Origin of the sequence: Mycobacterium parascrofulaceum ATCC BAA-614 (assembly GCF_000164135.1) — a bacterium.
Lineage (GTDB): Bacteria > Actinomycetota > Actinomycetes > Mycobacteriales > Mycobacteriaceae > Mycobacterium > Mycobacterium parascrofulaceum.
On sequence record NZ_GG770643.1, the window covers coordinates 1 to 817 of the forward strand.

Genomic DNA, 817 nt, shown 5'->3' on the forward strand with positions numbered 1-817 from the left:
GCCGAGGCCGGCCGGCGCATCGCCGACGCCCGCGACCTGGGGCCGCGCCGGGCGCTGACCGGCGAACCGTTGGCGCCGCAGCTGAGCGCGACCGCGGCCGGGCAACGCGCCGGGCTGATCGGCGACGGGCACATCAAGGTGATCCGCGACTTTTTGGCTTACCTGCCGCCCGAGGTCGACGCCGTGACCCGCCAGGCCGCCGAAGCCGACCTGGCCGGCAAGGCCGCCGGCTATCGCCCGGAGCAGTTGGCCAAATACGCCCAGCGGCTGATGGATTGGCTGCACCCCGACGGGGACTTCAGCGACGCCGAACGCGCCCGCAAACGCGGAATCACCCTGGGCGCCCAGGAGTGCGACGGCATGTCCCGCCTGAGCGGGCTGATCACCCCGGAGCTGCGGGCCGCGATTGAGGCCATGTTGGCCAAACTGGCAGCGCCCGGCGCGTGCAACCCCGAGGACGAAACCCCGGTGGTCGACGCGACACCCGATGCGGACGCGGTGCGCCGCGACGCCCGCAGCGCGGCTCAACGCAACCATGACGCATTCCTCGCCGGGCTTCGCGGTTTGCTTGCCTCCGGCGAACTGGGCCAGCACAACGGGCTGCCCGTGTCGATCGTGGTGACCACCACGCTGCAGGACCTGGAGGCCGCCGCCGGCAAGGCGCTGACCGCCGGCGGCACCCTGGTGCCCATGTCGGATGTGATCCGCTGGGCCGGCCACGCGCATCACTATCTCGCGATCTTCGACCAAGCCCGGCCGCTGGCGCTGTATCACACCAAACGCCTGGCTTCACCGGCCCAACGAATCATGTTGTACG

The 817-nt window shown here is 71.4% G+C and carries 1 protein-coding gene; it reads left to right on the forward strand.

Annotated elements, in window-relative coordinates; all coding sequences use genetic code 11:
• A partial coding sequence (locus HMPREF0591_RS30025) for a 13E12 repeat family protein (RefSeq protein WP_007172661.1) occupies positions 1 to 817 on the forward strand: 817 nt, incomplete at both ends.